Here is a 22268-nt window from a genome sequence, read left to right as displayed (position 1 = left end):
GTCCTTGATCATTCAACCCGCACGAAAACGAAGCGTGCCCGGCAGGCCTGTCCAGGCTTGGTGTAACAGCCCTGGTGCCTAGGCCCGGGCCAGCTGCGCCGCGAAGACCTGGCGAAAGCGTTCCATTTCCTGCTGGTTACCCACCGTCACCCGCACCCATTGCGGCCAGTTCTGCCACACCCGCCCGACCAGTACATTCTGGGCTTCCAGCCGCTCGACCACCTGTTCTGCCGGTTGCTTCACGTCAATCATGAAGCAATTGCTCTGGGAGGCCGTGCAGGCAAAACCCCGGTCCTTGAGCCAAGCGATCGTCTCATCGCGCAACCTGGCATTGAGCACTTTGCGTTGGCCCACCAGTTGGGCTTCTTCCAGGCTGGCAGTCGCACCCAACAAGCTGGCGCCAGCCGGGACGTTGTCGCCGCCGAACACGGCCAGCCGCTCCAGCAGTGCCGGATGGCCGATTGCCAGGCCCAGGCGTGCACCGGCCATACCATAGATTTTCGAGAACGTGCGCAGCACCAGCAGGTCATCGTGGTCGTTGGTCCAACTCACGCAGCTGCGGGCGTCGCAGAAATCGATGTAGGCTTCGTCTACCACCAGCACACTGCCCTTGGGTTTGTTCACCAGGGCTTGGCGGATAGCTTCAGTCGGGGTCAGGGTGCCGGTCGGGTTGTTGGGATTGCACAGGTACAGCATGCCGGCTTGTGGGTCGGCCTTGAGCATGGCCTGCACATCATGGGCATGCTGCGTGTCGAGGTCCACTTCATGCACAGGCGCTTTGTTTGACTCGGCCGCCTGGCGTGGGACTTCGTAGGACGGTGTGGCCATCACCAGGCCGCGGTTTTGACTGGTGAACGCCAGCACCGCATAACGCAGGGCCGCCATCGAGCCGGCAAATACTGCGACGTTTTCTTCAGCGATCCCCTGTTGCCGGGCAAACAGCTCGGCCAGTGCGTACATGTGCGGGTAAGGATAACGTCCGGACATTGCAATCGCCCGCTGCATCGCCGCACGGGCTGCGTCTGAAGGGCCGTAAGGGCTTTCGTTGTAGTTGAGCAGCACCTTGTCAGAGGTCGTCGGCGTCGGGCTGGCGAGCGCCCAATCCAGATGCCCCAGCACGGGCAAGGCGGCTCCCAGGGCGAGAAGCGACCGACGACTGACACTGACCATAATTACTACTCCTTGTAGAGGGCGAGGGATCGCACGAGGTCGTACACAAGAGTATGACGAGATAACCGTTGCTTGATTTAGCGTCACCTCGTATCCGTACATTCAGCACTTTATTGTTATGCCGGGCCCATGCAACACTTCCATTGCCGCGAACCTGAAAGGACAGGTTCTGCCGGACATGGATTGACGACTAAATGGAAGTGGTGAGCACTTGATACACAGACGGGAAAAAACCGAGCACTTGAAAAGCAACATCAAGTACTTGATCAAGAGCCGTGGCGAAACCCAGCTTTCGTTAAGCAATGCCGCCGGGCTGACCAGGACCACCATCTACAACATCCTGGGAGGCAAGGTCCTCAACGTACAGCAGTCGACCATTCGCAAGATCTCTGACTTCTTCGGCGTCTCGTATGAGGAAATCGAGACCATCAATTTTGAAGCCAAGGAAATCATCGAGAACAATGTCTCGCCGCTGGGCAATATGAACCCGGCAGCGGTGCCTGTGCTCAAGGAAAGCCTGCTCATGCAGGACCTGGGCAAGCGCGTGGGCGAATTGGCCACGCTTTACCCGCTGACCTACTACTTCGGCACGTCCTGCAACTTGATCGGCGTGCGCCTGGAACATGCGATTCCCGGCATCAATGAGGTGGGCGACTTGTTGATCGTACAGAAAGGTTCATCGAGCGACGATAAAGAGAAACTGGTATACGACCGCGCGACCAAAAAGCTGTTTATCACCCTGGAGCCCTGTGCCAATTCAGACCGTTTATGTGTCATCGGCGATATTCTTGAGGAACGCTTCAATGACCACATATGAAGGGGCTGTTGAAAACAGCAGGTACAAATTGCTGGGCTTTGAAAATGACAAGCGCCTGGCGGTGATCATGGTGCTTGCCACGGGCAAAGTCATCAAGATCAAACTGAGTGAAGTGCTCAACAGCGAGATCATGGATGACTTCAATAGAATGGAAGTCAAGAACGTCTACAAGAAGTTCTATGCCCAGGGCGGCACACTCACCGCCTACGATATAAACGATCGCAATGAAAACTCGTGGATGATCTACATCATCCTGAACTTGCTGCTGTTCACGTTTTATATCTTCACCAGCATTGCCGCGACCAAGCCGATCTACCTGGAGTCCATGGGCATCATCGTGACGCCGGGCACGTTCCTGTACCCGCTGACCTTTCTGATCGTGGACCTGCTGAACGAGAATTTCGGCTTGCGCCTGGCGCGACGGGCCATTCTGTTTGCGTTTGCCAGCAACGCGATGATCATCATCCTGCTATATGGCTCGACCTTCCTGCCGGGGCTGCCGGGCTGGAAACTGGACGGGCCGTATACCGACGTGATCCTGCAAGTGTCGTCGGTGCTGGTGGCCTCTTCGGTGTCGTTCCTGGTGTCGGAGAATATAAACTCCTACCTGCTGTGCAAGATCAAGGAGCTGACCAACTCCAAATACCTGTACCTGCGGATTTTCCTCAGTACATTCTTTGCGGTCATTATCGACAGCTTCCTGTTTTGCTTCATTGCCTTCTACGGCGCCATGGAGACCCGCGACATCCTGGGCATGATCTATGTACAGATCGCGATCAAAGTCGGCTTTGCGTTCTTCAATATCCTGCCTGCGTATGGGGCGCGCTCGTTGTTCAAGCGCTACCTGACCAGCAGCACAGCATGAGCATTTGAGCTGACAGATACCTGGGTGGTAGGGGGCTTGCCCCCCTACCACATTTTGCTCCATGCATCAGGTGGATCACACCAGTTGCAATTTGTGCTTCAGGCTCTGCATGACATCCGCCTTGTTCTGCAGATACTCATTCAAGCCCCGCGCACGCAGGTTGCACGCATCGCAATTGCCGCAGCCTGTGCCGATGATGCCGTTGTAGCAAGTCAGCGTCTGCTCGCGCACCAGCTCCAGCTGGTCGTGGTAATCGGCCAGCGCCCAGGTCTCGGCCTTGTTCAGCCACATCAGCGGGGTATCGAGGCGCAGGTTGTATTCCATGCCCAGTTCAAGGGCCTTGTTCAGCGCTTTGACGAACTCATCCCGGCAATCGGGGTAGCCCGAGAAGTCGGTTTCGCACACGCCGGTAATGACGGCCTCGGCCTTCACCTGGTAGGCGTAGATCGACGCCAGGGTCAGGAACAGGATATTGCGACCCGGCACAAAAGTGCTTGGCAGGCTTTCGCCCGAGCTGTTCACGGTCGGCACGGGAATGTTGTCACGGGTCAGGCTGCTGATGGCCAGCTCGTTGAGCAAGGACACATCCATCACTTTGTGGACCGTGGCTCCCAGCTGCTTGGCAAGCTTGCGGGCCACTTCGATTTCCGCCACATGGCGCTGGCCATAATCAAAGGTAATGCAGTGCACTTCGTCATACAGCGGCAGTGCCTGGATCAGGCAGGTCGTCGAATCCTGCCCGCCGCTGAATACCATAACGGCTTTTTTACTCATTGCTTTGCTTCCTGCACTCGTAGAATTGGGGAGTAGTTTAAAGGGCATGTCATAAAAAACCCCGCGCTTCTTGCGAAGGCGGGGCTTTTTATTGCTTACACCACTCAGTGGGCGTAGGTCAGCAACAGCTCTTTCGGCACTTGGAAATCCAGGGACATCATCACGCTGAGCGCGGTGATGGTGAAGATCGAGAACACGAACAGCTTGCGCGCCCAGACGGTGTCATCCACCGCCTTGTAGCCGGTCCAGGCCATGTACAACCAGTACATGCCCATGGCGGCGGCCACGGCCAGGTAGCTCATGCCGGCGTAGCCACTGAAGGTCAACATCAAGGTCGCCACGAGGAAGGCCAGGATGTAGAGCAGGATGTGTTTCTTGGCCACCTGGATGCCACGCTTGACCGGCAATACCGGAATCGACGCAGCCAGGTAGTCATTGAAGCGGAAAATCGCGATGGCGTAGGAATGCGGCATCTGCCACAGGCTGAACATCACCAGCAGCACCAGCGCGGCCATGTCGAAGCTATTGGTTACAGCCACATAACCAATCACCGGCGGCATCGCACCCGACAGGCTGCCCACCAGCGTACCGTGTACCGACTTACGCTTGAGGTACAGGCTGTAGAGGCCGACGTAGATGACAAAACCGATCACGGCAAACAGCGCCGCCAACGGGTTGGCCACCTTGTACAACAGCACCACACCGGCAACACCCAGGACGGTCGCAAAGATCAGTGCCAGTTTCAGGGAGATAAGCCCCTGCACCAGCACGCGATTCTTGGTGCGCTCCATCTTGATATCGATGTCACGGTCGATGCAGTTGTTGAACACGCAACCGGAAGCAACCACCAGGGACGTACCGATCATTGCAGCCAGGAAGATGGCCAGATCGACATGTCCCTTGGAGGCCAGGAAGAAACCGCCCGCCACAGAAAGCACGTTACCGAAAATGATCCCCGGTTTGGTGATTTGGATAAAGTGCTTAAGCGACATCGGGTCTTACCTCACTTCGCCATCATGAACGTATGGATGCTGAACATGATCCATATCGACAGGCCAACCAGCAGCACGATTACGATCCCTGCAAACACGAACGCAACCACGTTGTCGCGCTGTTCTTTGGAACGATCCAGGTGCAGGAAGTACACCAGGTGAACCAGCACCTGAATCACCGCGAATGCCAGCACGATCATCAAGGTGATCGACTTCGGCAGGGTCGGGTACATCACCAGACCAAACGGGATGATCGTCAGGATTACCGACAGGATGAAGCCGATAGCGTAGGACTTAACGCTGCCGTGGCTCGCATCATGGCTGTCATGGTCATGGGAGTGTGCATTAGCCATTACAGAGTCCCCATCAGGTAAACAACGGTGAAGACGCAGATCCAGACCACGTCCAGGAAGTGCCAGAACAGGCTCAGGCAAGTCAGGCGAGTCTTGTTGGTGTTGGTCAGGCCGTGCTTATTGACCTGATACATCATCACCGCCATCCACAGCAGGCCGGCCGTTACGTGCAGACCGTGGGTGCCGACCAGCGTGAAGAACGCCGACAGGAAGCCGGAACGGTGCGGGCCGTAGCCTTCGGAGATCAGCAGGTGGAACTCGTTGATCTCCATGCCGATGAAGCCCAGGCCAAACAGGAAGGTCAGTGCCAACCAGCTCAGTACGCCCTTCTTGTTGCCCTTGTAGAAGGCCAACATGGCGAAGCCGTAGGTGATCGAACTGAACAACAGCAAGGCGGTTTCGCCGAGCACGTAAGGCAGTTCGAAGATGTCGTGGCCCGACGGGCCACCCGCTACGTTGTTTACCAGTACCGCGTACACCGCGAAGATCGACGCAAACAAGATGCAGTCGGTCATCAGGTAGAGCCAGAAACCGAAGACGGTCATTGGCCCCGAGTCGTGGTGATGGTCATCGTGCCCATGGTCATCGACATGGGCGTGTCCAGCATTGGTCACTAAGTTCGACATGGTTTAAGCCTGTTCCAACGAGGTTTCTACACGGTTGGCCGGAATCTTCTTCTCGGCTACCAGGCGAGCGTGCTGCTCGGCTTCGATGCGTTCGATCGTTTCGACCGGCACCATGTAGCCTTGATCATCACGGGCAGCGTGAATGATGAAGTAACCGATAGTGCCCACCAGGCTCGCGATTGCCAGCCACCAGATGTGCCAGATCATCGCGAAACCGAACACGGTCAACAGCGCGCCCATCACCACACCAGTGGCGGTGTTGCTTGGCATGTGGATCGGTTCGTAGTGCTTGGGCTTCTGGTACGCAGTACCGTCTTCCTTGGCTTCGGTGAACGCATCGATGGTGTTCGCAGTCGGGATCACGGCGAAGTTGTAGAACGGTGGTGGCGACGAGGTCGACCATTCCAGGGTGTGGCCATTCCATGGGTCGCCGGATTCGCAAGCGTTCTGCTTACGGTCACGGACGCTCACGTACAGCTGGATCAACTGGCAGGCGATACCCACGGCGATCATCACCGCACCGAACATGGCAACGTACAGGTACGGTACCCACTCAGGGTTGGTGGTGGCGTTCAGACGACGGGTCATGCCCATGAAGCCCAGTGCATAGAGCGGCATGAACGCGACGAAGAAGCCCGAGATCCAGAACCAGAATGCAGCCTTGCCCCAGCCTTCGTGCAGCTTGAAGCCGAACGCTTTCGGGAAGTAGAAGCTGAAGCCAGCGATGTAGCCGAATACCGCACCACCGATGATCACGTTGTGGAAGTGCGCGATCACGAACAGGCTGTTGTGCAGGACGAAGTCAGCACCCGGGATGGCCAGCAGTACGCCGGTCATGCCGCCGATGGCGAAGGTCACCATGAAGCCCAGGGTCCACAGGACCTGGCTGGTCATGCGCAGACGACCGTGATAGATGGTGAACAGCCAGTTGAATAGCTTCACCCCCGTCGGGATGGAAATCAGCATCGTCGCCAGGCCGAAGAAGGCGTTGACGCTGGCCCCCGAGCCCATGGTGAAGAAGTGGTGCAACCAGACCATGAAGCCCAGTACGGAGATTGCGCCCGATGCGTAGACCATCGAGTGGTGACCGAACAGGCGCTTGCCGGTAAAGGTCGAGATCACTTCGGAGAAGATACCGAACGCTGGCAGGATCAGGATGTACACCTCAGGGTGACCCCATGCCCAGAACAGGTTCACGTACATCATTGGATTGCCACCAAGTTCATTGGTGAAAATGTGGAAATCCAGGTAACGGTCAAGCGACAGCAGCGCCATGGTAGCGGCCAGGATCGGGAACGAGGCCACGATCAGTACGTTTGCCCAGGTGCAGGTCCAGGTGAAGATCGGCATGTCCATCAGTTTCATGCCAGGGGCGCGCATTTTCAGGACGGTGGCCAGGAAGTTGACCCCCGTCAATGTCGTCCCTAGTCCTGATAACTGTAGCGCCCAGATGTAGTAGTCCACACCAACGCCCGGACTGTATTGCAAGCCCGACAATGGCGGATACGCAACCCAACCGGTCTTGGCGAATTCGCCGACGCCCAGGGACACGTTGATCAGCACCACGCCGGACACCAGCAGCCAGAAGCTCAGGGAGTTCAGGAACGGGTAGGCAACGTCACGCGCACCGATCTGCAGCGGCAATGCCAGGTTCATCAAGCCGGTGAAGAAAGGCATCGCCATGAAGATGATCATGATCACACCGTGGGCGGTGAAGATCTGGTCATAGTGTTCAGGTGGCAGGTAGCCAGGCGACCCCTCGGTGGCCATTGCCAACTGGGTACGCATCATGATGGCGTCGGCAAAACCACGCAGCAGCATGACCATGGCAACGATGACGTACATGACGCCGATTTTCTTGTGGTCGACCGAGGTCAGCCATTCGGTCCACAGGTAGGACCATTTCTTGAAATAGGTGATACCCGCAACCAGTGCCAGACCACCCAGCGCGATCATGGCGATAGTCACCATTACGATCGGCTCGTGGAATGGGACCGCGTCCCAACTTAATTTACCAAACATCGTTTACTCCTCTGCCCCAGCAGTTGAATGCGCGCCTGTATCAGAACCTTCAACCGCGGCCACTTCTTTCTTCTCGTGCTTGACCGGCTTGCCTGGCTTCATACCTTCGTACTTGTCGACGATTTTCTGAAACAGGTTCGGCTCATACGTGGAGTACAGGGCGACTGGGTTGTTCTGGCTTGGTTTGGTCAGGGCGTCGTATTCAGCTTGATCAAGCTGTTTAGGTGCGGCCTTGACTTCGGCTACCCAGGCGTTGAAATCGTCCTGGCTCGTCGAGATCGCTTTGAATTTCATGCCGGTAAAGCCAGCGCCGCTGTAGTTCGCGGAGATGCCTTCCATTTCAGCTTTTTCGTTGGCGATCAGGTGCAGGCGGGTCTGCATGCCTGCCATCGCGTAGATCTGGCCGCCCAGGGCTGGGATGAAGAACGAGTTCATCACGGCGTCGGAGGTGATCCGGAAGTTAAGCGGGGTGTTCTCCGGGAAACGGATCTCGTTGACCGTGGCGATACCCAGGTCCGGATAGATGAACAGCCACTTCCAGTCCAGCGCGACCACTTCGATGTTGATCGGCTTGACGTCGGATTCAAGCGGACGGTACGGGTCCAGCTCGTGGGTCGACTTATAGGTGATGTAACCCAGGGCGATGATGATGAGGATCGGTACCAGCCACACCGCAATTTCGATCTTGGTGGAGTGCGACCACTTGGGCGCGTAGGTCGCCTTGGTGTTCGACGCGCGGTATTTCCAGGCGAAGGCGAACGTCATGATGATCACAGGCACCACGACCAACAGCATCAGCAGGGTGGCAGTGATGATCAGGTTTCGTTGATCCAGACCGATCTGTCCTTTCGGGTCCATCAAGGTCCACTTGCAGCCTCCCAGCATTAACATCATGCCAAGCAGCGGCAAAAAGCCTAGTAATCGGGGGTACCTGTTTTTACTCATCTCACGACCTCTAAAGCAGCTTGCGCAATGCAGTTGGGTTTTGATCGCCAACACTTCACCCTGCCAAGGGTTGGCATTTCTCTTCGATTGAATAAGAGCCTGCCCGACACGTCATGACTGTACGTTGCACGGACCAGCAGTGAGTTCTTATTCGATTTCGTGGCTAAAGGCCTTGTTACAGACCAATTCCATTTGGTGCGGATAGTTGAAAGGCTGCCGGAACCTGGGGTCGCACAGAGCCTTCCATCTGCCCCTCGACCGCTCCAATGCTCAAAGATTGAACAGCACCGGACATTCAGTGCGGGCGATTGTAGTTAGCTAGCGATGTATAAACCATGTCTTATAAAGAAATAATTTTTATCGATTCCAGCAACAATCCTTCACCAAAGTTGCAAAGATTCGCGATCTTATCGCGTTCGATTCTCAACAAAAACCACAAAAATTGCCCTGTTATTGGGCAGATTGCCACTCCCCTTACAGCCTGTAAGGGCATGCCGAAGCTATCCAAGTCCCCATAAAACAAGGCATTCATAGCTCCGTCGAGCGCTCGGACCACAGGTGCGGCGCGGCGCCGCTCCCACCACGAACTGACAGCACAATTTGTGCGCTGGGTGCAAATTTAAGCGCCGATTTCACGGGTCAGAAACGTCCTGCGACAGTGTCCGTGTGACAACATGTCGCACACTGTGCACACCTTAAGTTGCTCCTCGTCACGGCGCTTTCACAAATCCCTACAAACAAAAACGCTCCGGCCTTCACAAGAAGGACGGAGCGTCTTAATGGAGCGAAGGCTCAGGCTTTGGGATGACGATTGCGATAGATGCACAGTGGCACCAGGATCACCGTCAGCACGAACGCCACCAGCGCCCATTGGGCCAGCGACAGGCCGAGTATCGGCGGGTAAGGCGTGCTGCAGAAGCCGTCGACCTGGAAGCCCAGGGGGAACACCTTGGCCAGGGGCAGGTCATCGACGATCGGTTGCAACACATCAACGCCGCAACTGACCTGTGGAAAAAACTGGGTGTACACATGGTGGCCGGCAGCAGCCACTCCACCCAGGGCACTGAGCACGACCAGCCCTTCGAAAACCGTGACCGCCCCTTTGGTGCGCATGGCCGCCCCGATGAACGCGAAGAGTGCGATCAGCAGCAAGGCGTAGCGTTGCAGGATGCACAGCGGGCATGGTGCTTCGCCCAGTACCACTTGCATGTACAGCGCCCCGCCAATCAGCGCCAGGCAGATGATGCCCAGCAACACCAGAAAGCGCCGCTCCCTGCCCAAACGCATATCGTCAATCATCCCCGTTTTTCCTTTGCCTGATTATGGTTGTGCCTGATGGCAACAAGTTTACACACAGGCAGTGGTTTAAACAGAGAGGGGTTAACAGCAGATTAATCAGGAAAAATAGAGCACTTAATGTGGGAGGGGGCTTGCTCCCGATATAGGTGTATCAGTCAGCATAGAGGTAGCTGGCCCACCGCCATCGGGAACAAGCCCCATCCCACATTGGGATAGTGCCGCTACAAAAAGATTATTCCAGCGCCGCAGCCGGGCCGAAGAACTCATAGCGCGCCTGCTTCTCCGGTACGCCCAGCGCCTTCAGGTGCCGCTTGATCGCCGCCATGAACCCCTTGGGCCCCAGGAAGTACGCATCGACATCCCGCTGCTCAGGCAACCAGGCCTCCAACTGCTCCTGGTTCAGCATTCCAACCTTGTCCGCCGCCGGGCTGATACCGTCATCCTCGGCATAACAGTAGAAACGCTTGAGCTGCGGATGCTGGGCCGCCAGGCTGTCTACCCAGTCACGAAATGCATGCACCCCGCCATTACGGGCACAGTGGATAAAATGCACCGGGCGCTGGGTCGCCAGGGCTGCTTCGAGCATCGGCAGGGTTGGGGTGATACCCACCCCGCCGCTGATCAGCACCAGCGGTTTATCACTGGCGGCCAGGGTGAACTCGCCCGACGGTGGAAACAGGTCAATGGTGGCACCGATGTGCATCTGGTCATGCAGGTAGTTGGACACCCGCCCACCGGCTTCGCGCTTGACGCTGATGCGGTACATGCCGTTATCGGTGAGGGCCGACAGGGAATAGTTGCGACGCACTTCTTCGCCATCAAGCACCAGTTTCAGGCCGATGTACTGGCCAGGTGTGGCAGCCAGGATCGGGCCGTTATCCACCGGGGCGAAATAGAACGAGGTGATCTCGTCGCTCTCCTCCACGCGCTTGACCAAAAGGAACGGCCGCGCACCGCGCCAGCCGCCGGGCGCCTGGGCTTTTTCATCGTAGATGGCCGCCTCGGCGCCGATCAGGATGTCCGCCAACTGGCCATAGGCCGCGCCCCAGGCACTCATTACCTCTGGGGTGGCAATCTCGCTGCCCAGCACTTCGGATATAGCTCGCAGCAGGCAGGCACCGACGATGGGGTAATGCTCGGGCAGGATCTGCAAGGCCACGTGCTTGTTGATGATCTTGGCCACCAGGTCGCCCAATTGGTCCAGCTGGTCAATATGGCGCGCGTACATCAGCACCCCATTGGCCAGGGCGCGGGGCTGGTCGCCGCTGGCCTGGTGAGCCTGGTTGAACAGCGGGCGCACTTCGGGGTACTCGGAGAGCATCATGCGGTAGAAATGGGTGATCAGCGCTTCGCCGCCACTTTCCAGCAGAGGCACGGTGGATTTGACGATGGCACGGTCTTGGGCACTAAGCATGGGGGACTCCTAGGTCTTTTTACTCATTACCCTTTGGTACTCAGTATTCGTGCCAACTAATAAATCCTTTATTTTCAATAGCTTAAATACAATCTAGTCAATATGACTTCCTACACCTTATAGTCATAAGGACTACAAGGAGTCATTATGACTGCACAACCGTTGCTCACCACCCTGCTGCCGCTGGTTGCCGATCTGTCTCGGGAATTGCCCGAAGGCGAGCGTTACCGACGCCTGCTACAAGCCATGCGCGCCCTGCTGCCCTGTGACGCCGCCGCGTTGCTGCGCCTGGACGGTGAGTGGCTGGTACCGCTGGCCGTGGATGGCTTGAGCCCCGACACCCTGGGCCGACGCTTCAAGATCAGCGAACACCCACGCTTCGAGATACTGCTGAGCAGCCCCGGCCCCACCCGTTTCGACAGCGACAGCCAATTGCCTGACCCCTATGACGGCCTGGTCGCCGGTTTGCACGGGCACTTGCAGGTTCACGACTGCATGGGTTGCCCGCTGTTTGTCGACGACCGGCCCTGGGGCCTGCTGACCCTGGATGCCCTCGACACCGAACGCTTTGAACGGGTCGAACTGGACGCTTTGCAAGCCTTCGCCAGCCTCGCCGCGGCCACGGTCAATGTGGCGCAGCGCATCGAACGCCTGGCGTTGCGGGCTGAAGACGAGCACCAACGCGCCGAGATCTATCGCCAGGCCAGCGGCCAGCAGCACAAGGAAATGATCGGCCAGAGCAAGACACATAAACGACTGGTTGAGGAAATCAAACTGGTGGGTGGCAGCGACCTGACCGTGCTGATCACCGGCGAAACCGGGGTAGGCAAGGAGTTGGTGGCCCAGGCGATCCATGCGGCTTCGTCCCGCGCCGACAAACCGTTGATCAGTCTCAATTGCGCTGCCCTGCCCGAGACCCTGGTGGAAAGCGAACTGTTCGGCCATGTGCGCGGCGCCTTTACCGGGGCGCTGAACGAGCGGCGGGGCAAGTTCGAACTGGCCAATGGCGGCACCTTGTTCCTCGATGAAGTGGGTGAGTTGTCGTTGACCGTGCAGGCCAAGCTGCTGCGTGTACTGCAAAGCGGCCAGTTGCAGCGCCTGGGGTCGGACAAGGAGCATCAGGTGGATGTGCGCCTGATCGCCGCGACCAACCGCGACCTCGCCGAAGAAGTGCGCAATGGCCGTTACCGGGCGGATTTCTACCACCGTTTAAGTGTGTACCCGCTGCAAGTACCAGCCCTGCGGGAGCGCGGGCGTGATGTGCTGCTTTTGGCGGGGTTCTTCCTCGAACAGAACCGTTCGCGCATGGGCCTGGGCAGTTTGCGCTTGACCGGCGACGCCCAGGCGGCGTTGCTGGCCTACAACTGGCCGGGTAATGTGCGTGAGCTGGAACACTTGATCGGACGCAGCGCGTTGAAAGCCCTGGGCAACTGCCATGAACGCCCGAAGATTCTCAGCCTGAGCGCCCAGGACCTGGACTTGCCCGATGTCGGTGCAGCGGTGACTGAAGCACCGGTCGAAGCGGCGCCCATCGCGACTGGCGACCTGCGCCAGGCTACCGAACACTACCAGCGCCAGGTCATCAGCGCCTGCCTGGAACGTCATCGGCACAACTGGGCCGGCGCCGCCCGGGAACTGGGCCTGGACCGCGCCAACCTTGGGCGCATGGCCAAGCGCCTGGGCCTCAAATAGGCCAGGCGACTCAGTAAAGTGTGGGAGGGGGCTTGCCACATTAGATTTGTTTCGCATGAAAAGTCGGAGCTACCGGCTTGGGTTTACGAAACACCAATACGTTCCCCAACATCACCAATATCAGCCCCACCAGCGCCGGCGCTGTCCACTGATAGCCCTCGGCAAACGCCGACACATTCAACGCCACCACCGGGAACAACACGGTGCAATACGCGGCTTTCTCCGGCCCCATGCGGCCAACCAAGGTGAGGTAAGCAGTGAAGCCGATGACCGACCCCGGGATCACCAGGTACCACAGGGCGCCGATATACCGTGCACTCCAGTCCATTTCGAACGGAATACCGCGTACCGCGCAATAGGTGGCCAACATCGCCGCGCCATAGGCCATGCCCCAGGCGTTGGTGGTCAACGGCTTGAGCCCGGCCTTCTGTTGCAGGCTCGAGAGCATATTGCCCGCCGAGAAACACAGTGTCCCCAGCAGCGCCAAGCCCAGACCCAGCAAGGTCTGCGGGCTGGCGGTATGCCCGGCCAATTGCGGCCAGAACAGAAAGCCCAGGCCCAGCAACCCAAGCGCGCCGCCCATCAACACGTTACGTGCAACCCGCTGGCCGAAAAACACCCGGGCATTCAGAGCGTTCCACAAGGTCGCCGTGGAAAACACCACCGCCACCAAGCCGCTGGGTATCCACTGACTGGCAGTCAGAAAGCACATGAAGTTGACGCAGAACAGGCACAGCCCTTGGGCCAGGCAGATCAGGTGCCCGCGCCTGTTCATCACCTGCAACTTGCCGCTGAGCAGCAACAGCCCGAACAGCACCAGCGCAGCCAAGCCGAAGCGATAAACGATCGACACAGGAATGGCGACCACGCCCAGCTGCCATTTGAGCGCGATCCAGGTGGTGCCCCAGATCAGCACGGTCAGTAAATACAGGAAAAGGTTCATAGCGGGCTCCATCGATTGAGCCACAGTGTCGCCTCCAGCCCTTGAAAGGCTCTTGCACATTCTTGCGCTTTTGTCGGGCAGTGGGCTCACAGCGCCAGCCGTGGAGCGTAGGATGCAAGGTGTCGGAGAACACACCATGCCAGAGCTGGAATCCCTGCAAGTCTTTCAATCCCTCAACCGTTCGCCCCATGCGCGCCTCGAGGCCTGCGCCGAACTGGGCGATGGCTTGGCTGCAGCCGTGTGGAGCAACCACCATGACGCCCAGGATTACCAGGCGCCCAGCCATCACACCTTGTCGTGCTACATCGGCGGCGGCACCGGCACGTTTCGCCGTGAGCGGCCGGGCACCAAGGGCGGCCCCGACAAGCTGTGCATCCTGCCGGCAGAACATCAGTCGGCCTGGGTGATCAATGGCGAGATTCGCCTGGCTCATGTGTATTTCAGCCCGGAACAATTCGCCCTCGGCTGCATCACCCTGCTCGACCGCGAGCCGCGTGCACTGCAATTGCGTGAGGGCACCTTCCTTGAAGATGCCCACCAGGCCCGGCGTTTTCACCAATTGGTCAGCCTCGACTGGCACGAGCCCGGCGAGCGCCTGCTAACCAGCAGCCTGGCCCATGAAATGCTCAGCCATACCCTGCTCAGCCAGGTCGGCGCCCGCGAAGGCTTGCGCCTCAAAGGCGGGCTGGCGGCGTACCAGCGGCGGCTGTTGGTGGAGTACATCGACCACCACATCGAAGCCCCCATCAGCCTCGGCCAGTTGGCCGCAATGTGTGCACTGTCGGAATACCATTTCGCCCGGATGTTCCGGCAAAGCTTCGGCCTGCCGCCCCATCAATACCTGTTGGCACGACGCCTGGCGCGGGCGCAGACCTTGCTGCGCAGCAGCGCGTTGCCGATGGGCGAGGTTGCCCTGCTGTGCGGTTTTTCCAGCGCCAGCCATTTCAACCAGCGCTTTCGCCAAGCCATGGGGGCCACGCCGGGCGAATACCGCCAGGCTTTCTGCGCCTAGACCATCAAGCCCAGCGTCTTGGCCTTGGCCACCGCCTGGGTGCGTCGCTCCACTCCGAGTTTGCTGTGGATACGCCGTGCGTGGGTCTTGACGGTATGCAGGGAGATATACAGGCGCTCGGCGATTTCCAGGTTGGAATTACCGAGGGCGATCAACTCCAGCACTTGCAGCTCGCGCTGGCTCAGTGGGTTTTCCACGGCACCGACAGGCGCTGCCTGTGGCTCCAGGCCCAGTTCACTCAATAGCCCGGGGGCGCGCAAACGCAACTCGCGAATGGCCTGCTGTACCTGGCAACGCCCCGCCAGCGCCAACCCGGCCTGCAACGCCCGACGAGCCAAGGCGGGGTCACCGAGCTGCCAGGTCACTTCTCCCAGCACCAGGTGCAGTTCGGTTTCCAGGCAGAGCATGCCGCGCTGCCGGGAGGTGTCGAGCAAGGCATTGAGCCGCGTAATGGGTTGTTCGGCACAGCCCAGCTTGACCTCGGCCAACACCAGCAAATATTCCAGGCGCGGGATCAGCTCCAAGGTGGCCGGTGGCGCCTGCTTGGCGCAAGGCCCACGAAAATGACGCAACACCCGCCGCACCGCTTGCACTGTCAATTCAGCACGTCCCTGCTGCAACCAGAAGTGCCCGCTGACCAATAGCAGCACCGCGCGATACACCGTGTCCGGCACATGGCGCTGCTGCATCAGGCGCTCGGCGTCACGCAGTTGGATAAAGGCTTGGGCGTAGTCGCCCCGATTGGCGGCCAACAGCGCCAGGCCAAGAAAGCCGTAAAGTACGCGCTTGTCCTGGCTCTGCAGGCACATCGTCAAGCCCGCTTCAAAACACTCGGCCGCCAAGCTGTCTTGGCCCTGCCGCAAGGCCAAGTGCCCGCGACGCAGCACAATACGCCCCACCAACGGCCCAGCCTTGAGACGTTGGCGAGCCAACATCGCCTGCACCGTCTCCAACAGGCTTTGTGCCCGGTAGGGTGCGCCGCGCTGCTCCAGCAATTGAGCATGATCCAACTCCAGCAGGGCCTCCAGCACCAGCGAATCATGGGCACGGGCCAGGCACAGGGCTTCGCGGTTCAAGGCTTGGGCGACATCCAGCTCACCGCGCAACAAGGCTTGCTGGGTCAGGCCCGACAGGCACATCAAGCGCGACGTCCAGGCATTCTCAGGCAAGGCTTGCAACGCTTCGAGGAAATGCTCGCGGGAGCGTCCGGCATCGCCGCTCAAATGCAGCAGCCAGCCCCATTGGGCCTGCCAGCGCGCCAGCAGATAGCGTTGTCCAGCGGCCGTCGGCTGGGGGGCAAACCGGGCCAGTTGATCGATACACAACGCCGCTTGCTCGAAGCGCCCGGCAAACAGCAAGGCGGCCGTGACCAACCCCACCAATTGCGCAGACCCCAGCATCAACTCATCGCCGTGCTGCTCATGCAGACGCAACAGGAGCACAGCGTTTTGCTGGCGAAACAAATCTTCGAAACTGAAATGCTGCAATAGGCTTACCGCCAGTTCGTATTCCTCTGCCAGCAGCGCCTGCTCGAAGGCCGCCTGCCAGTCGGTTTCGGCGGTAAACCACTGGCACGCACGTCGGTGCCATGAATGCTTGGTCGGCCAGGGGGCGTCGCGCATCAACCGTGCCAGCGGGGGGAAGACTTGCAGCCAGTCACTGGTGCCTTCCCAAGGTTGGATAAACGCACCGAGCGTCTGCAACTCGTTCAAGTACTGAGCGCCGTCGTCAATGCCGAATAGATGCTCACACAAGCTTTGATTGAAGCGTGGCAGATGGGCCAGCACGCGCCAGGCATCCACCAATGGCGTCGGCAAGGTGTTGAAGAGTTCATGCTGCAGGTAATCGAGCAAGGTTTTGTCGGGATGGCCGTCGCCCAGCAAGGCAATACGTACCCCGGCACACCAACCGGCGCTGAACTGCATAATGCTGTCGACGCTCTGCCCTGGTGCGAGCAGCGTCTGGATCTCCGCAGCGCTGAATGACAACTCACTGCACTCCAGCAATTCATCGTCGAGCAACAGGCGTGGCCAGTTGCACAACGGACGTCGCCGCGCACCCAGCCACCAGGTCAGGTGTGGGCTGCTGGCGGTGAGCAAACGGTCAAGCAAGGCGTCCAGCTCGGGCGCCGGCAGACGACAGAAATCATCGAGAAACAGCCACGTGGGGTTTGGCCAACGGCTGAGGTCGAGCAGCAATGTGGCTTCGTCGATAAATCGCAGACCCAGGTATTGCGCCAGCCGTGCGCAGAAATCCAGAGGGGTGAGCGCCGCACCATTGAGTGGCATCCAGTAGACCTGGCACTCCTTGGGCGCCTGCAATGCACACTCGGCGAGCAGCGCACTCTTGCCACTGCCCCCAGGCGCGCACAGCAACTTCACCCGCGCCGGTGCCGCGAGCAGCGGCCCAGCCAGGCGCGGGCGCAACAGGTGGTGAGCGGACAGCCTTGGCATGAGTCCAGGACGGTCCAGGCAGCGGGTCATGGCGGTCATTGCTGCATCCTGCTTTTTTATTGTTATGCAACCGTAGACCCGTGGTTGGTGGTTGTTGAAGAAGTATTCAGCGGGGTGATTAGTGACCATGCACAAACCCGACATTGCAGTGGGCTGTCAGGCCGCCATCGGGGGCAAGCCCCCTCCCACACGTTGATCGCATTTCACAAAGGTACTATCGAACGCCTGCCGACCTCAGTGCGGCCGGGGTGTAGTCCGCCGCCTTGGCCGCGAAGCCGAATACGAAGCTGCTCTTCTCCTCGTTCTTCATGCCCAGTGCGATATAGCGTCCCGCGATGAGGTCGTACAGGGTTTCCACGGTGTAGGCCGGCACTTGGTGGTCGTAGTAGAACTGCGCGTGACCTTCGGCGACGCGCCACAGTTGGCCGCGACCGTCGTAGTGATCCACCAGGGCGACCTGCCAGCTGTCTTCATCGATGTACATATGGCGCTTGGCGTAGATGTGCCGCTCGCTGGGCTTGACGGTGCCGACCACTTCCCACACGCGGTGCAGCTCATAGCGGGTCAGGTCCTGGTTGATATGCCCGGCCTTGATGATGTCGTCGTACTTGAGCTTCGGCGAATCGAGTTTGTAGCTGTTGTAGGGGATGTACATTTCCTTCTTGCCCACCAGCTTCCAGTCATAACGGTCGGGGGCGCCGGAGAACATGTCGAAGTTGTCGGTGGTGCGCAGGCCGTCGGAGGCCGTGCCCGGACCGTCATAGGACACCTGCGGCGCCCGCCGCACACGACGCTGGCCGGCGTTGTAGATCCAGGCCAGGCGCGGCTCCTTCACCTGATCGAGGGTTTCGTGCACCAGCAGCACATTGCCGGCCAGCCGCGCCGGGGCGGTGACCGACTGCTTGAAATAACTCAGTACGTTGGCCGCCTTGGCCTGGTCGATATCCGCGATGGCCTGGGGCACCGCGACTTCTTCTTCGAAGCGGATCGGCGTATAGCTGCCGTTGGTCTGCGGCGTGGCCTGGGTGATGATGCGGCGCAGGTTGCCACCGTGATAACGGGTGATGTGGTTCCACAGCACCTCCACACCGTTCTTAGGGATCGGGAACGCGTAATAACGATTGCCGGTGAAGTTTTCCAGGCCGTTGCCGTCATTGATCGCATGCACATTCAGGGCGCTGCGCTTGATCGACTCATAGATGTCCGCCGGCAGATTGACCGTGCGATGGCTGGGGTAGACCGGAATCTTGTAGGTCTCGGGGTAGCGCTTGAACATCGCCACCTGACCGTCGGAGAGTTTGTCTTTGTACTTGTCCACGGTGGCGGGCGTGACCACGAACAGCGGTTTTTCATTGGCAAAGGGGTCGGCGAGAAAGCCCTTGCTGTCTACCGCGCCGGCGTTTTTCGGGATGCCGCCGGTCCAGGCCGGGATCGATCCATCGGCGTTGCCGGCCTTCTCGGCGCCGACCGGGGTCAGGGTGGTGCCGAGCTTGGCGGCTTCTTCGGGCGACACCGCCGCCATTACGTTAGCGGCCAATACACTCAGGGCCATCACTGCAATCATCTTACGCATAGGGTCTTGTCCTTCTTTTAAGCCAGATCAGAAGTTCACGCCGAAGCTGAGGGCGAGGAAATCGCGGTCGGTCAGGGTGTTGTAGTCACCGCCAAAGAAGTCGGTGTAGCTCAGGCTGGCGGTGTAGGTGCTGCGATAGTCCGCATCCACGCCGACGCTGATGGCCTTGGCGCCTTTGTTGAACAGGCCGTTGGGGCCGTAGCCAGCCACGTCATGGGACCAGGACAAGTTGGGCTTGAGGTTCACCCCGGCAATCGCGTTGTTGTAGTCCAGGATCGCCCGCGCGCGGTAGCCCCAGGAGGTGGAGGTGACGAAACCGTCAGTGTCGCCCTCGAAACCGTAGGCGCCGTACACCGAATCGCGGCCGTAACGCAGCTTGCTTTTATCTTCCAGGCCCGCGACGTGCACCACCGCCGCTTCGCCAACCAGCGTCAGGCGTTCGGCGCCCAGCACCTGGTCGAAGAACTGGGTCATGGTGCTTTGGATCTGGGTGATTTCCTTGCGGCGGTAACCTTTGTTGTCCGCGCCAAATGCGCTGCGGATCGGCGACGCGGTATTGCCAGCAATCGGGTTGACCAGCGCCAGAGTCAGGTCGGTGGTGTTGAGTTGTACCGGTGCATTCGGCCGATAGCTGATCTCGCCGGTCCACGCCGTGCCGGTAGACAAGGTGGTGGAAAAACTGGCACCGAACAGGCGAATATCTTCCGGATAATCCAGGTAGTACTGGCCACGGCCGAGCATGGTGCTCTGGGCCAGAGCCGACCCGAAGCCGGGCGGAGCAGCGGCACCAATGGCGCCGATGGTCGCAAGGTTGGTATTGGCGGTAATCGTGCCCACGGTCGGGGTACGGCTGTGGTAATTCATGAAGTACAGGCCGTATTCAGTGTCATCACCCAGCCAGCGCAAGGCCGCGCCAAACTGGCCGGAGTCTCGTGCATCACGGTCGGCGGCACGCTGCACCACCACACCTTCGCGGGTCACCACAAAGCCTTGGCCACGTGCTGCTGCTATGGGTTGCAGAGGGGCAATCGCCGGGTTACCCACCGTGTAGTTACCGGTACAGCCGTCCGCCGCCACATCCCCTCCGAAGAATGTGCCGCAGTTGTCCAGCACGGTCTGGTCCCATTCCAGCTGGTAGAAACCCTCCACGGTCAGCTGGTTGGTCAGGCTTTGTGACGCAAACAGCATGTTCACCGGGATCAACCCTTCCTTGATCTCGGCCCCTGGGCGGCGAAAGGCCGAGACGTCAATGGGGTTGATGCTGTTGATGGAGTTACCGATGAAGGTGCTTTCGCCCCAGCTGACCACCTGCTTGCCGGCGCGCACGGTGCCGGGCAGGTCGCCCAGGGAGTAGTTGTGGTAGACGAAGGCATCGAGGATTTGCGCGCCGCTGGATTTGGCGCCTTCTTTGCGGTTGTGATCGCTGATCTGCTTGAACTCGCGGTCTTCGTCCTTGAGTTCGAAGTCATACCAGTACTTGCCGCGCACGAACACGCCGGTGTCGCCGTATTTCAGCTCGAGGTCGTGCAGGCCCTTGAAGATCTTGGAAAAGGTCTCGCCCTTCTTGAAGTTGAGGCGCCCGTCATCCCCGGTCGACGCCTGGCCGGTGCCGCCGTTGACGGTGCTGACCAGGCTTTTATCGGCATCGCGCATGCCCCAGCTCGCGCCCACCGAGAGCGAAGAGTCGAATTGCCCTTCGATCTCGCCAATATTGAACGAAACAGCCTGTGCCTGGGCACAGCAACCCAACGCAACTGCAGTGGCCAGCGCCTGTGGCGTGAAGATGGCGCGCATTATTGTTTTTGTCATGCGTCTTCCCCGGTGAGTGACAGAAGGCCCCACCCTACTGCCGCCCTGAAGGAGCGATAAGCGCACCAAGGAGGTATTCGTGTTGTCACTCGAAAGGATGAATGGCCCAGCAGGACGGGGCTTGCACAGGGGGCATGCGTTGGACGGATAAGGGGCTATCAGGAGAATCGATGGCGGGGGCAATTATTGTCATTTATGTAACAGTCCTTGTCCCGAACTGCTATTACTCATTTTGTTACAACCGATTATTCTTGCCTGGCTTTCAGGGCAAACAGTCCGCTTCCAAGGTTGGGAGAAAAAGCTTATTTACTACAGATTGATCCTTTATTCAGTCTGTTGCCGGTGTTCACTGACGTTGATTTGTCGCTCCTTGATCCAACGTCTTACTTCGGCCGCTGCTTATGCAGCGGCCTTTTTTATGCCTGGAATAAAGCGGGGCGTCATCGACGCCCCGTAGGATTCAGTGTTTTTCCAGCAACGATCAGAGGCTGAACTTCTGTAAGTTAGCCATCATCTCCTTCAGTGCCTCGATATTGTCCCTGGGATGTGCCGCCCCTTCAAAATCGCAGATCTGCTGCCAGTGAGCTGCCACATCATCCGGAGAGAAGCCAGCCTCAGGATCAAACCCCACCCCCAGGCTGCGCTCCCAGCGGGTCTTGCCGATCCAACCGCCACCGACTTCAAACAACCCCGCGGTTTCCTCGCAGGCTTCACTGCCCAGGTACACCACCAACGGGCTGACCAGCTCCGGCTTGAGCCGCTCGAACACCTGCGGCGGGATCAGCCCTTCGGTCATGCGCGTACCACCCGTGGGGGCAATGGCGTTGACCAGGATATTGTTCTTGCGTCCTTCCAACGCCAGGGTACGGGTCAAGCCATACAGGCCCAACTTGGCCATGCCGTAGTTGGACTGGCCGAAATTGCCGTAGATGCCTGAGGTGGAGGCGGTGAAGATCACCCGGCCATAACCCTGCTCGCGCAGATGGGGCCAGGCGGCGCGGGTGACTTTGTAGGCGCCTTCGACATGCACCCGGTAGACCAGGTCCCAGTCGCTGTCGTCCATTTTGTGGAAGGTCTTGTCGCGCAGGATCCCGGCATTGTTGACTACCACGTCGATACGGCCGAATGCATCCAGGGCATTTTGTACGATCTTGTCGCCGTCAGTGACGGAATCATGGTTGGCTTCAGCAATGCCGCCCGCTGCGCGAATCTCTGCCACCACCCGGTCGGCCGCCGAGGCGTTGGCGCCCTCGCCCTGGGCTGAGCCTCCCAGGTCATTAACCAGCACTTTGGCTCCGTGTTTGGCAAACAGCAGCGCATGGGCCCGACCCAGGCCACCGCCGGCACCGGTGACGATCACGACCTTATCCTGGAACTGCACTGACTCACTCATACCGAACTCCGCTGGCGACAATGGGAATAGCCAGAGTGTCACGCACAGCGCCTTTGGTCACAATAAAGACGGCTGAGGCTGAATGGTGCTCGATAAGGCAGCAGGATGATGCCTTT

General features: G+C 59.1%; 18 protein-coding genes. 4 read left to right on the top strand and 14 right to left on the bottom strand.

The window, feature by feature from the left end; genetic code table 11:
- Positions 1 to 78: 78 nt before the first annotated feature.
- The gene (ptaA, locus tag NMB39_RS04955; RefSeq protein WP_494339570.1) at positions 79 to 1170 is read right to left on the bottom strand and encodes a pyoverdine biosynthesis transaminase PtaA; all 1092 of its coding nucleotides are present in this window, start codon (positions 1168 to 1170) and stop codon (positions 79 to 81) included.
- A gap of 211 nt (positions 1171 to 1381) precedes the next feature.
- Here ptaA and NMB39_RS04950 point away from each other — a divergent pair, with 211 nt between their 5' ends.
- Together NMB39_RS04950 and NMB39_RS04945 are read left to right on the top strand one after the other, a co-directional pair.
- Positions 1382 to 1987, top strand: coding sequence for a helix-turn-helix transcriptional regulator (locus NMB39_RS04950; protein ID WP_082636743.1), 606 nt, complete (start codon positions 1382 to 1384; stop codon positions 1985 to 1987).
- On the top strand, positions 1974 to 2852 hold the full coding sequence (locus tag NMB39_RS04945; RefSeq protein WP_057025643.1) for a queuosine precursor transporter: 879 nt from the start codon (positions 1974 to 1976) through the stop codon (positions 2850 to 2852). Before NMB39_RS04950 ends, NMB39_RS04945 begins: the two co-directional genes overlap by 14 nt.
- Positions 2853 to 2927: 75 nt before the next feature.
- Here NMB39_RS04945 and queC read toward each other — a convergent pair whose 3' ends face one another.
- The 8 genes from queC to hmpA all read right to left on the bottom strand — a co-directional run bounded on the left by queC (position 2928) and on the right by hmpA (position 11277).
- Positions 2928 to 3626, bottom strand: coding sequence for a 7-cyano-7-deazaguanine synthase QueC (queC, locus tag NMB39_RS04940; protein ID WP_057025642.1), 699 nt, complete (start codon positions 3624 to 3626; stop codon positions 2928 to 2930).
- A 104-nt stretch (positions 3627 to 3730) separates the two neighbouring features.
- The gene (gene cyoE / locus NMB39_RS04935) at positions 3731 to 4618 is read right to left on the bottom strand and encodes a heme o synthase (RefSeq protein ID WP_003176002.1); all 888 of its coding nucleotides are present in this window, start codon (positions 4616 to 4618) and stop codon (positions 3731 to 3733) included.
- An 11-nt stretch (positions 4619 to 4629) separates the two neighbouring features.
- Positions 4630 to 4971: a cytochrome o ubiquinol oxidase subunit IV gene (gene cyoD / locus NMB39_RS04930; RefSeq protein ID WP_046069469.1), complete on the bottom strand. Its 342-nt coding sequence runs from the start codon at positions 4969 to 4971 to the stop codon at positions 4630 to 4632.
- Positions 4971 to 5597: a cytochrome o ubiquinol oxidase subunit III gene (locus NMB39_RS04925; protein ID WP_046069470.1), complete on the bottom strand. Its 627-nt coding sequence runs from the start codon at positions 5595 to 5597 to the stop codon at positions 4971 to 4973. The genes cyoD and NMB39_RS04925 overlap by 1 nt, the downstream gene beginning before the upstream one ends.
- 3 nt (positions 5598 to 5600) lie before the next feature.
- Complete coding sequence (cyoB, locus tag NMB39_RS04920; RefSeq protein ID WP_046069471.1) at positions 5601 to 7619, bottom strand: cytochrome o ubiquinol oxidase subunit I; 2019 nt, start codon at positions 7617 to 7619, stop codon at positions 5601 to 5603.
- A 3-nt stretch (positions 7620 to 7622) separates the two neighbouring features.
- Complete coding sequence (gene cyoA, locus NMB39_RS04915) at positions 7623 to 8564, bottom strand: ubiquinol oxidase subunit II (protein WP_043046795.1); 942 nt, start codon at positions 8562 to 8564, stop codon at positions 7623 to 7625.
- 792 nt (positions 8565 to 9356) lie between these two features.
- Positions 9357 to 9863 (bottom strand): disulfide bond formation protein B, encoded by a 507-nt coding sequence (locus NMB39_RS04910; protein WP_043046793.1) that lies wholly within the window; start codon positions 9861 to 9863, stop codon positions 9357 to 9359.
- A gap of 232 nt (positions 9864 to 10095) precedes the next feature.
- A complete protein-coding gene (gene hmpA, locus NMB39_RS04905; protein WP_057025189.1) occupies positions 10096 to 11277 on the bottom strand; it encodes an NO-inducible flavohemoprotein in 1182 nt (393 codons plus the stop codon).
- A gap of 147 nt (positions 11278 to 11424) precedes the next feature.
- Between hmpA and norR the strand changes: the two genes are divergently transcribed.
- Complete coding sequence (gene norR, locus NMB39_RS04900; RefSeq protein WP_057025188.1) at positions 11425 to 12969, top strand: nitric oxide reductase transcriptional regulator NorR; 1545 nt, start codon at positions 11425 to 11427, stop codon at positions 12967 to 12969.
- A gap of 40 nt (positions 12970 to 13009) precedes the next feature.
- On the opposite strand, the gene NMB39_RS04895 is transcribed toward norR, so the two are convergent.
- Positions 13010 to 13912, bottom strand: a complete 903-nt coding sequence (locus NMB39_RS04895) for a DMT family transporter (protein WP_057025187.1) — start codon at positions 13910 to 13912, stop codon at positions 13010 to 13012.
- A 136-nt stretch (positions 13913 to 14048) separates the two neighbouring features.
- On the opposite strand from NMB39_RS04895, the gene NMB39_RS04890 reads away from it, so the two are divergent.
- Entirely contained in the window at positions 14049 to 14924 is an 876-nt protein-coding gene (locus NMB39_RS04890) for a helix-turn-helix domain-containing protein (protein WP_057025195.1), read from the top strand.
- On the opposite strand, the gene NMB39_RS04885 is transcribed toward NMB39_RS04890, so the two are convergent.
- From NMB39_RS04885 to NMB39_RS04870, 4 genes are all read right to left on the bottom strand, one after another.
- Positions 14921 to 17416: a LuxR C-terminal-related transcriptional regulator gene (locus NMB39_RS04885; RefSeq protein ID WP_494339571.1), complete on the bottom strand. Its 2496-nt coding sequence runs from the start codon at positions 17414 to 17416 to the stop codon at positions 14921 to 14923. The genes NMB39_RS04890 and NMB39_RS04885 overlap by 4 nt on opposite strands.
- A 175-nt stretch (positions 17417 to 17591) precedes the next feature.
- Positions 17592 to 18950 (bottom strand): DUF1329 domain-containing protein, encoded by a 1359-nt coding sequence (locus NMB39_RS04880; protein WP_494339572.1) that lies wholly within the window; start codon positions 18948 to 18950, stop codon positions 17592 to 17594.
- Positions 18951 to 18977: 27 nt separating this feature from the next.
- Positions 18978 to 20759: a DUF1302 domain-containing protein gene (locus NMB39_RS04875; RefSeq protein WP_057025184.1), complete on the bottom strand. Its 1782-nt coding sequence runs from the start codon at positions 20757 to 20759 to the stop codon at positions 18978 to 18980.
- Positions 20760 to 21240: 481 nt separating this feature from the next.
- Entirely contained in the window at positions 21241 to 22152 is a 912-nt protein-coding gene (locus tag NMB39_RS04870) for an SDR family oxidoreductase (protein ID WP_057025183.1), read from the bottom strand.
- Positions 22153 to 22268 lie beyond the last annotated feature (116 nt).

Source organism: Pseudomonas sp. FBCC-B545 (assembly GCF_059134095.1).
The sequence above is the reverse complement of the archived record's forward strand: the minus strand, read 5'-3'. Positions and strand labels throughout refer to the sequence as shown.

Coding starts and splice junctions, on each gene's coding strand:
- NMB39_RS04885 (WP_494339571.1), bottom strand. CDS start 17,416: ATGACCGCCATGACCCGCTGCCTGGACCGTCCTGGACTCATGCCAAGG.
- NMB39_RS04945 (WP_057025643.1), top strand. CDS start 1,974: ATGACCACATATGAAGGGGCTGTTGAAAACAGCAGGTACAAATTGCTG.
- cyoA (WP_043046795.1), bottom strand. CDS start 8,564: ATGAGTAAAAACAGGTACCCCCGATTACTAGGCTTTTTGCCGCTGCTT.
- NMB39_RS04890 (WP_057025195.1), top strand. CDS start 14,049: ATGCCAGAGCTGGAATCCCTGCAAGTCTTTCAATCCCTCAACCGTTCG.
- hmpA (WP_057025189.1), bottom strand. CDS start 11,277: ATGCTTAGTGCCCAAGACCGTGCCATCGTCAAATCCACCGTGCCTCTG.
- cyoE (WP_003176002.1), bottom strand. CDS start 4,618: ATGTCGCTTAAGCACTTTATCCAAATCACCAAACCGGGGATCATTTTC.
- queC (WP_057025642.1), bottom strand. CDS start 3,626: ATGAGTAAAAAAGCCGTTATGGTATTCAGCGGCGGGCAGGATTCGACG.
- NMB39_RS04870 (WP_057025183.1), bottom strand. CDS start 22,152: ATGAGTGAGTCAGTGCAGTTCCAGGATAAGGTCGTGATCGTCACCGGT.
- NMB39_RS04880 (WP_494339572.1), bottom strand. CDS start 18,950: ATGCGTAAGATGATTGCAGTGATGGCCCTGAGTGTATTGGCCGCTAAC.
- cyoB (WP_046069471.1), bottom strand. CDS start 7,619: ATGTTTGGTAAATTAAGTTGGGACGCGGTCCCATTCCACGAGCCGATC.
- NMB39_RS04925 (WP_046069470.1), bottom strand. CDS start 5,597: ATGTCGAACTTAGTGACCAATGCTGGACACGCCCATGTCGATGACCAT.
- NMB39_RS04895 (WP_057025187.1), bottom strand. CDS start 13,912: ATGAACCTTTTCCTGTATTTACTGACCGTGCTGATCTGGGGCACCACC.
- NMB39_RS04910 (WP_043046793.1), bottom strand. CDS start 9,863: ATGATTGACGATATGCGTTTGGGCAGGGAGCGGCGCTTTCTGGTGTTG.
- NMB39_RS04875 (WP_057025184.1), bottom strand. CDS start 20,759: ATGACAAAAACAATAATGCGCGCCATCTTCACGCCACAGGCGCTGGCC.
- ptaA (WP_494339570.1), bottom strand. CDS start 1,170: ATGGTCAGTGTCAGTCGTCGGTCGCTTCTCGCCCTGGGAGCCGCCTTG.
- norR (WP_057025188.1), top strand. CDS start 11,425: ATGACTGCACAACCGTTGCTCACCACCCTGCTGCCGCTGGTTGCCGAT.
- cyoD (WP_046069469.1), bottom strand. CDS start 4,971: ATGGCTAATGCACACTCCCATGACCATGACAGCCATGATGCGAGCCAC.